The following is a 1,427-nucleotide window of genomic DNA, read 5'->3' as shown; positions in this document are numbered from 1 at the left end:
CCGGCGTGCTGCTCGGCACGATCGCCTGCGGCCGCTGGTTCAGGCGCCGGCTCGGCGGCATCACCGGCGACACGCTGGGCGCCACGCAGCAGCTGACCGAACTGCTCGCGCTGCTGGGCTGGGTGGTCGCGCTGCGCTGGGCATGAACCGCATCGAGGCCTGGCGCCATCCGCGGCCCGACGGCGTGGTGGGGCGTTGCATCGGCCGCACCGACGTGCCGGTCGACCGGCGCCGCGCGAAGCGCCTTGCGCACCGCATCCGCCGCGCGGCGCGGCGCGAAGGCTGGCCGCGCTGCGTCTGGACCTCGCCGCTGCGGCGCTGCGCCGACGTGGGCCGCTGGCTTGCGCGCTGGGGCTGGGTTCACCGCATCGATGCGCGGCTGTGCGAGCTGGATTTCGGCGACTGGGACGGACGCACGTGGGACGAGATCGGCGCGGCACCGGTCGACGCCTGGTGCGACGACTTCCTGCGCGGCACGCCGGGCGGCGGCGAGTCGGTCGCGCAGTTGCTGCAGCGCTGTGCCGAGCTGCTGGGCGAGTTGCCGCCGCAGGCCTGCATCGTGGCGCACGCCGGCTGGCTGAATGCCGCCCGTTGCCTGCGCGACGGCGTCACGCCCGCGCGCGCCGCCGAGTGGCCGGCGGCGCCGGGCTACGGCGCGCGCGTTTCGGGGTAGATCGGATGCGGCCCGCCCGGCCGCGAATCGCAGTACGCCGCCACGCCGCATTCGAAGCACAGCGGCTTGCGCGCCTGGCACACATAGCGGCCGTGCAGGATCAGCCAGTGGTGCGCGTCGACCAGGTAGCCCTCGGGCACGCGCTTCAGCAGGCCGAGTTCGACCTCGAGCGGGTTCTTGCCCGGCGCGAGCCCGGTGCGGTTGCTGACGCGGAAGATGTGCGTGTCGACCGCCATCGTCGGCTCGCCGAACGCGACGTTCAGCACCACGTTGGCGGTCTTGCGGCCGACGCCCGGCAGCGCCTCCAGCGCCTCGCGGGTGCGCGGCACCGCGCCGCCGTGCTGCTCGATCAGGATGCGGCAGGTCTCGAGCAGGTTCTTCGCCTTGTTGCGGAAGAGCCCGATCGTCTTGATGTGCTGCGTGATGCCGTCGAGCCCGAGCGCCAGCATCTTCTGCGGCGTCGGGGCGACGGCGAACAGCTTGCGCGTGGCCTTGTTGACGCCCACGTCGGTGGCCTGGGCCGACAGCAGCACCGCGGCCAGCAGCTCGAAGACGTTGGTGTACTCGAGCTCGGTGTTGGGCTGCGGGTTGGCGGCCTGGAGCGTCGCGAAGAAGGGCTGGATCTGGTCGGCGTTCATTGCCGGCCATTTTGTCAGCCCCGCGGCGGAATCAGGGGGGCGCGCTGGCGGCCGGCGAGCTGTTGGTCGTCGGCTTCGGTGTGCCCGAGCCCAGTTTGTCGCAGCCGGTGAGAGTC

General features: G+C 72.9%; 3 protein-coding genes. 2 read left to right on the top strand and 1 reads right to left on the bottom strand.

Annotation, left to right across the window (positions count from 1 at the left end; genetic code table 11):
* Positions 1-5: 5 nt before the first annotated feature.
* Both AC1D01_RS34535 and AC1D01_RS34530 read left to right on the top strand, forming a co-directional pair.
* The gene (locus tag AC1D01_RS34535) at positions 6-146 is read left to right on the top strand and encodes an adenosylcobinamide-GDP ribazoletransferase (RefSeq protein ID WP_477873999.1); all 141 of its coding nucleotides are present in this window, start codon (positions 6-8) and stop codon (positions 144-146) included.
* Entirely contained in the window at positions 143-673 is a 531-nt protein-coding gene (locus tag AC1D01_RS34530; RefSeq protein WP_477873997.1) for a histidine phosphatase family protein, read from the top strand. Before AC1D01_RS34535 ends, AC1D01_RS34530 begins: the two co-directional genes overlap by 4 nt.
* Here AC1D01_RS34530 and nth read toward each other — a convergent pair.
* Positions 649-1,311: an endonuclease III gene (nth, locus tag AC1D01_RS34525; protein ID WP_477873995.1), complete on the bottom strand. Its 663-nt coding sequence runs from the start codon at positions 1,309-1,311 to the stop codon at positions 649-651. The genes AC1D01_RS34530 and nth overlap by 25 nt on opposite strands.
* Positions 1,312-1,427: the final 116 nt, after the last annotated feature.

It is taken from the genome of Rhizobacter sp. P3_B12, from assembly GCF_056402895.1.
This window is presented reverse-complemented; position numbering and strand designations above follow the sequence as displayed.